The sequence below is a fragment of the Pseudomonas sp. P5_A12 genome (assembly GCF_056400685.1).
Map to the genome: position 1 here is coordinate 1 of NZ_JBFUKU010000298.1, position 6,381 is coordinate 6,381.

The following is a 6,381-nucleotide window of genomic DNA, read 5'->3' on the forward strand; positions in this document are numbered from 1 at the left end:
CAGCAACAGCAACGCTTGCAGGCACAGATTCACGGCGGTGGTCACGAGGGCGGATTGCGTTCCGGCACCCTGGCAACCCATCAGATCGCAGCCATGGGTGTGGCCTTCGCATTGGCCGCTGCTTTGTTCGATGAAGAGAAAGCCACGATCATGCGCTTGCGTGAACGTTTGCTTGAGCCGTTGCTGAGTCTTCCCGGCGTTCGCCTCAATGGCAGCCCTACCCAACGCATTCCTCACACCTTGAGCCTGACCTTCAGCGAAGGTGAGTTCAATTCTGCGGCGCTGAGCCATTCGATCGCCTTTTCTGCGACCTCGGCCTGTAACTCCGCCAGCAATGTTCCATCCCATGTGCTGCTGGCCCTGGGGCATGACGCCCGCTCGGCGAGTCGCACAATTCGCTTGAGTCTCGGCCGGTTCACCACCGAGCAAGACATCGACCAGGCGGTGCACCTGATCAAAGCGGCCTGCGCCAGCGCCCCGGCATTCTGGCAGTAGCGCCTTAAAGCGCCGACTCCGATCGGCACACAACAATTAAGCTGAAGTGATTAGCAGGAGACACGATGAGTACGCAGCCTTCGATCAATGGATCGGTGCCCCAGCGCCTGGCGCAAACCCGTGAACTGATGAGCCGCGAAGGCATTCATGCCTTGCTGGTGCCGTCGGCCGATCCGCACCTGTCGGAATACTTGCCAGGCTATTGGCAGGGGCGGCAGTGGTTGTCGGGCTTCCATGGCTCGGTCGGCACACTGATCGTGACGCCGGATTTTGCCGGCGTCTGGGCTGACAGCCGTTATTGGGAGCAAGCGACCAAGGAGCTCAAGGGCAGCGGCATCGAACTGGTCAAGCTGCAACCGGGTCAACCCGGCCCGCTGGACTGGCTGGCCGAAAAAACCCCTGAAGGGGGCGTCGTCGCGGTGGATGGTGCGGTGATGGCTGTGGTCTCGGCGCGTACGCTGGGTGGAAAACTCGAAGAACGCGGCGCGCGCCTGCGTACCGACATCGACCTGTTGAGCGAAGTCTGGAGTGATCGTCCGACGCTGCCAAATGAGCCGATTTATCAACATTTGCCGCCGCAAGCGACGGTCAGCCGTGGTGAAAAACTCGCGAGGCTGCGCCAGGTTCTGAAAGACCGTGGTGCTGACTGGCATTTTGTCGCCACCCTTGATGACATTGCCTGGCTGTTCAATCTGCGCGGCGGCGACGTGTCGTTCAACCCGGTGTTCGTGTCTTTCGCCTTGATCAGTCAGGAGCAGGCGACCCTGTTCGTGGCCCTGAGCAAAGTCGATGCCGAATTGCGTGCCGTGCTGGAACAAGACGGCGTGACCCTGCGTGATTACAGTGAAGTGGTCGCCGCCTTGCAGGCAGTGYCAAGCGGTGCAAGCCTGCTGGTCGATCCGGCGCGCGTCACCGCCGGTTTGCTGGACAACCTCGACAGTGGCGTAGAACTGGTCGAAGGCCTGAACCCGACCACGCTGGCCAAGTCGCAGAAAAGCCTGGCCGATGCCGAGCACATTCGTCAGGCCATGGAGCAGGACGGCGCTGCCCTGTGCGAATTCTTTACTTGGCTGGATTCGGCCCTGGGTCGTGAGCGCATCACCGAACTGACCATCGACGAACACCTGACCGCCGCGCGTACCCGACGTCCTGGCTACGTGTCGCTGAGCTTCAACACCATTGCCGCCTTCAACGCCAATGGTGCGATGCCGCACTACCACGCGACCGAAGAAGAGCACGCGGTGATCGAGGGGGACGGTCTGTTACTGATCGACTCCGGCGGTCAGTACCTGGGTGGTACAACCGACATCACGCGGATGGTGCCGGTGGGTACACCGACGGACGAACAGAAACGTGACTGCACACGCGTCCTCAAAGGCGTGATCGCGCTGTCCCGTGCGCAATTCCCTCGGGGGATTTTGTCGCCGTTGCTCGATGCCATCGCTCGCGCGCCGATCTGGGCTGAAAGCGTCGACTACGGTCACGGCACTGGCCATGGCGTTGGCTACTTCCTCAACGTTCACGAAGGTCCGCAGGYCATCGCCTATCAGGCTGCAGCTACTCCGCAGACCGCGATGCAACCGGGCATGATCACCTCCATCGAGCCAGGCACTTACCGGCCGGGGCGTTGGGGGGTGCGGATCGAGAACCTGGCGTTGAACCGTGAGGCGGGCACCAGCGAATTTGGTGAATTCCTCAAGTTCGAAACCCTGACGCTGTGCCCGATCGACACCCGCTGCCTGGAGCCGTCGCTGCTGACGCTGGAAGAGAAACAGTGGTTCAACGCCTACCACGCCGAGGTGCGCGAGCGCTTGAGCCCGCTGCTTGATGGCGCCCCTCTTGAGTGGTTGAACACCCGTACTGCGGCTATTTGACAGGTTGGAGTTCAGGCGCTTGTTTGAGCGCCTGACTCATCCTGTTTCGCACGTCGTGGCCTTGGTTGCTTATCTCAGGGCCTCAATAACGAATTCCAGCCGATCCTGGCCAAAGAACATCTGGTTGCCGACGAACATGCTCGGTGCGCCGAATACACCGCGCTGTATGGCTTTCTCGGTGTTGTCCTTGAGGGCGGCTTTGACCTCCTCGTCGGCTGTCATGACCAGTATTTCATTGGGGTCAAAACCGTTTTGTGTCAGCACCGCGGCGACGGTGGCCGGGTCATCAAGGCTGCGGCCTTCAACCCATAGGGCAATGAACAGGCAGTCGATAAACGCCAGGAACTGCTCGGGATGTCGTAACTGAATCCCGGTGACGGCGCGCATGAGCATCAGTGTGTTGATGGGGAAGTGCGGGTTGAATTTCAGTGGGACGCCATAACGTTTTGCATATCGGTCGAGGTCCTGGAACATGTAACGGCCCTTGGCCGGGATGACCGCCGGTGAAGCGTTGCCGGTGGCCTTGAAGACGCCACCCAGCAGCATTGGCGTGTAAATCAGTTGGCTGCCGGTTTGTTCACAGATTTTTGGTAGCTGGGTGTAGGCCAGGTAGGTGGCCGGGCTGCCAAGGTCGAAAAAAAACTCCACGGTTTTGCTCATGGTGGGTGCGCTCTGTTTATTGTTGTAGGGAAGGGCTTACCAGCGTTCGCTCCATGGCCGTAAATCCAGTTCGAAAGTCCAGGCGTCCCGTGGTTGGCTGTGCAGGTACCAATAGTTTTCGGCGATGTGCTCGGGGTTGAGAATGCCGTCTTCGTCTTTGGTCGCGTATTTTTCCGGGAAACTTTCGCGGATGAAATCGGTATCGATCGCCCCATCGACGACGACGTGAGCAACGTGAATGTTCATGGGGCCGAGCTCACGCGCCATGCTTTGGGCCAAGGCACGAATGCCGTGCTTGGCTCCAGCGAACGCAGCAAATCCCGCGGCACCGCGCATGCCAGCCGTGGCCCCAGTGAACAGGATCGTGCCCCGTTGACGCTTGACCATGCGTTTGGCGACTTCACGAGCATTGAGAAAACCTGAAAAACAGGCCATTTCCCAAATCTTGAAATACTTGCGGGCCGTTTCTTCAAGAATGCTGCAGGGCACATTGGCTCCAATGTTGAAGACAAGCGCTTCGATAGGCCCGATCTCGCTTTCGATCTGTTCGACCAATGCGATCACCTCTTCTTCCTTACGCGCATCGCAGGCAAAACCGTGGGCGTCACCGCCATTGGCTTTGATTGCGTCTACCAGCGGCTGAAGTTTGTCTGCGCTGCGTCGGGTGACGCAGGCAGCGTAGCCTTCCTGTGCAAAACGTTTGGCGATGGCGCCGCCGGTAGCATCACCGGCGCCGACCACCAGTACGACTTTCTTGTTATTCATGAGTTGGTCCTTTGCTAAACGATCGTTAACTAAACGAACGTTATGCTACGATTCGGTAGGCGTCAAGATGATCAACCCTGAGGGAAGGGCAATGCGCTACTCGGCCAGTCACAAGTTGCAAACCAAAGAGAAGCTGTTGGAAAGCAGTGCGATATCAGCCAAGAAGTCAGGTTTTTCCACGGTTGGTGTCGACGGCTTGATGAAGGCGATCGGCTTGAGCGGTGGGGCTTTCTACAGTCATTTTTCGTCGAAGGACGAACTGTTCGCTTCAATCGTCGAGCGTGAGCTAAGTCAAAGCCTGGAACGATTAGGCACCGACCAAGGGTGCGAAAAACTTGAGCGTTGCGTTAAGCATTACCTGAGCATGGCGCATGTCGAGCATCCAGAATCCGGATGCGCATTGCCGACGTTAGGCACAGAGATCGCTCGTTCGGATGTGCTGGTTCGCCAGCAGGCTGAGCGCTGGATTTGTCAGCTACAGGAGAGTTGGGCGCGCATTCTGGAAAGCGACAGCCTGGCTTGGGCCATTCTGTCGCAATGTATCGGCGCTTTGGTTGTCGCCCGGATGCTGGCGACGCCAGACATCCAGCGTGATGTGTTGAAGTCCAGCTACGAGGAGATTGGTCGCCAGATTGCCGGACGGCATCAATCTATTTGCAAATGACAATCATGCTTCGGCTGGTGTAGCCGGCAGGATTGAGCCCGAACGGATAGTCTCCTGGTTCTTCCACCGCGTCCCCCGACTTGGCGAGAACCTTGTACCCCTTGGGTGCACAGGAGTTGGCGGCGCTGGTGAAGCACTTGTCCCACGAGGATGAGAGTCCTGAGCAGTTGATGTGCAGCCCTTTTTTGCCGTGTTTGACTTGTGTTTTCGAGGTCGCCGCGCAACCCGCAATTGCAAGTACGGCGATCAATATCAAAATTCGTTTCATTGCTGTCCTTATAGCGTTCCCGGATCTTTTGCCCGGGTCTCGCTGCACTCGCTGCTTAAAGCGTTCTGATATCCCTACCCTGAAAAAATCCATGTCTGGCACTGGGTTACGGGCCTAAACATGGCTTAATTGAACAGTAATTACCAGACCTGCGTAAAACTCTGTATCAATCGGCCGCTACCGCTGGCTTGGCATCGCTGCCCATGGTCATGGTTGCACCCACGGAAGCCAGAATGATGCACAAGATAGCCATCCACTGTGACAGTGAGAGGTATTCGTGGAGGAACAACAGGCCTGACAATGCACCGAACGCCGGTTCAATGCTCATTAATGTGCCGAACGTACGGGCAGGCATTCGGGTGAGGGCGACCATCTCCAGCGTGTAGGGCAGGGCGGTGGACAGAATGGCAACACCGATGGCAACGGGGATCAGCGCCGGAGTCAAAAGCGCGGCGCCGGCATGGACGATGCCGATTGGGGCCACGAACAATGCGGCAATCATGACGCCCAGTGCTGCGGTTTGCACGCCGTTGTCGGCGCCGGCCTTCTGGCCGAAAAGTATGTACAACGCCCAGCAGGCACCTGCGCCTAACGCATAACCTGCACCTGTCAGGTCGATCCCCGCGGATGTGGCTCCTGTTGGAATCAGCAGCAGCAATCCTGTAACGGCCAGTGCGATCCACAAAAAGTCGATCGCACGGCGCGAGGCATATATTGCCACCGCCAACGGTCCGGTGAACTCCAACGCTACGGCAATGCCCAGGGGGACGGTTCGTAAGGACATATAGAAGAGGAAGTTCATGCCGCCCAATGCCATTCCGTAAATGATCACGGTGCGTAGGGATTTTGCAGTGAGCTTCGCCCGCCATGGGCGGAGTAGAAGCAACATGATCACACTGGCGACAATCAGGCGTAGGGTAGTGGTTCCTTGAGCCCCAATAACAGGAAACATGCTTTTAGCCAAAGACGCTCCGGACTGGATCGACGCCATAGCTATTAGTAGCAGGCCCACCGGGAACAAGGTCGAGGCAAGGCTGCGGGGTTGATCATTCATTGCGTGGCATCGTCCGGAGTGGGAAGCGAGAGTATTGTTGATTGCGATTGAGCAATATAGTGCGCATTTGTGGCGAGCGCGTCTATATATAGCAGTGTTTTTGAGTAACTTGATAGAAAAGCCAAATCAATGCTTGACGGCAGATTCTGGATGTCTATAATTCGCCCCACTTCCGGCGCAGTCGAAACGGAAAACTCCTTGGTAAACAAAGAGTTACGCAGTTTTCGGCAGCAAGCGGCTTCAGTTCATCGAAGCCCGAAAGGAGTTGAAAAAGAGGTGTTGACAGCAGCGTGTAACGCTGTAGAATTCGCCTCCCGCTGACGAGAGATCGAAAGCGCAAGTGGTTGAAGTTGTTAGAGATTTCCAAGCGAAACTTTGAAAACTTCTGAAAATAACCGCTTGACAGCAACAGAGGCTGCTGTAGAATGCGCGCCTCGGTTGAGACGAAAGATCTTAACCAACCGCTCTTTAACAACTGAATCAAGCAATTCGTGTGGGTGCTTGTGGAGTCAGACTGATAGTCARCAAGATTATCAGCATCACAAGTTACTCCGCGAGAAATCAAAGATGTAACCAACGATTGCTGAGCCAAGTTTAGGGT

7 protein-coding genes are annotated in these 6,381 nt (G+C 56.9%); 3 read left to right on the top strand and 4 right to left on the bottom strand.

Going from position 1 to position 6,381, the window contains the following annotated elements:
* Both AC1DSG_RS25960 and AC1DSG_RS25965 read left to right on the top strand, forming a co-directional pair.
* Nucleotides 1-495: aminotransferase class V-fold PLP-dependent enzyme (locus tag AC1DSG_RS25960; RefSeq protein ID WP_477793442.1), on the top strand; the 495-nt coding region annotated here is incomplete at its 5' end.
* A 65-nt stretch (nt 496-560) separates the two neighbouring features.
* A complete protein-coding gene (locus AC1DSG_RS25965; RefSeq protein ID WP_477793443.1) occupies nt 561-2,369 on the top strand; it encodes a M24 family metallopeptidase in 1,809 nt (602 codons plus the stop codon).
* Nucleotides 2,370-2,438: 69 nt separating this feature from the next.
* Here AC1DSG_RS25965 and AC1DSG_RS25970 read toward each other — a convergent pair whose 3' ends face one another.
* Together AC1DSG_RS25970 and AC1DSG_RS25975 are read right to left on the bottom strand one after the other, a co-directional pair.
* Nucleotides 2,439-3,029 (bottom strand): 2-hydroxychromene-2-carboxylate isomerase, encoded by a 591-nt coding sequence (locus AC1DSG_RS25970; protein ID WP_477793444.1) that lies wholly within the window; start codon nt 3,027-3,029, stop codon nt 2,439-2,441.
* 36 nt (nt 3,030-3,065) lie between these two features.
* A complete protein-coding gene (locus tag AC1DSG_RS25975; RefSeq protein ID WP_477793445.1) occupies nt 3,066-3,794 on the bottom strand; it encodes an SDR family oxidoreductase in 729 nt (242 codons plus the stop codon).
* A 91-nt stretch (nt 3,795-3,885) separates the two neighbouring features.
* On the opposite strand from AC1DSG_RS25975, the gene AC1DSG_RS25980 reads away from it, so the two are divergent.
* A complete protein-coding gene (locus AC1DSG_RS25980) occupies nt 3,886-4,458 on the top strand; it encodes a TetR/AcrR family transcriptional regulator (protein WP_477793448.1) in 573 nt (190 codons plus the stop codon).
* Here AC1DSG_RS25980 and AC1DSG_RS25985 read toward each other — a convergent pair.
* Both AC1DSG_RS25985 and rhtA read right to left on the bottom strand, forming a co-directional pair.
* Entirely contained in the window at nt 4,445-4,726 is a 282-nt protein-coding gene (locus tag AC1DSG_RS25985) for a hypothetical protein (RefSeq protein WP_477793446.1), read from the bottom strand. The genes AC1DSG_RS25980 and AC1DSG_RS25985 overlap by 14 nt on opposite strands.
* A 166-nt stretch (nt 4,727-4,892) precedes the next feature.
* Entirely contained in the window at nt 4,893-5,780 is an 888-nt protein-coding gene (gene rhtA, locus AC1DSG_RS25990) for a threonine/homoserine exporter RhtA (protein ID WP_477793447.1), read from the bottom strand.
* Nucleotides 5,781-6,381 lie beyond the last annotated feature (601 nt).

Coding starts and splice junctions, on each gene's coding strand:
- AC1DSG_RS25970 (WP_477793444.1), bottom strand. CDS start 3,029: ATGAGCAAAACCGTGGAGTTTTTTTTCGACCTTGGCAGCCCGGCCACC.
- AC1DSG_RS25975 (WP_477793445.1), bottom strand. CDS start 3,794: ATGAATAACAAGAAAGTCGTACTGGTGGTCGGCGCCGGTGATGCTACC.
- AC1DSG_RS25980 (WP_477793448.1), top strand. CDS start 3,886: ATGCGCTACTCGGCCAGTCACAAGTTGCAAACCAAAGAGAAGCTGTTG.
- AC1DSG_RS25985 (WP_477793446.1), bottom strand. CDS start 4,726: ATGAAACGAATTTTGATATTGATCGCCGTACTTGCAATTGCGGGTTGC.
- rhtA (WP_477793447.1), bottom strand. CDS start 5,780: ATGAATGATCAACCCCGCAGCCTTGCCTCGACCTTGTTCCCGGTGGGC.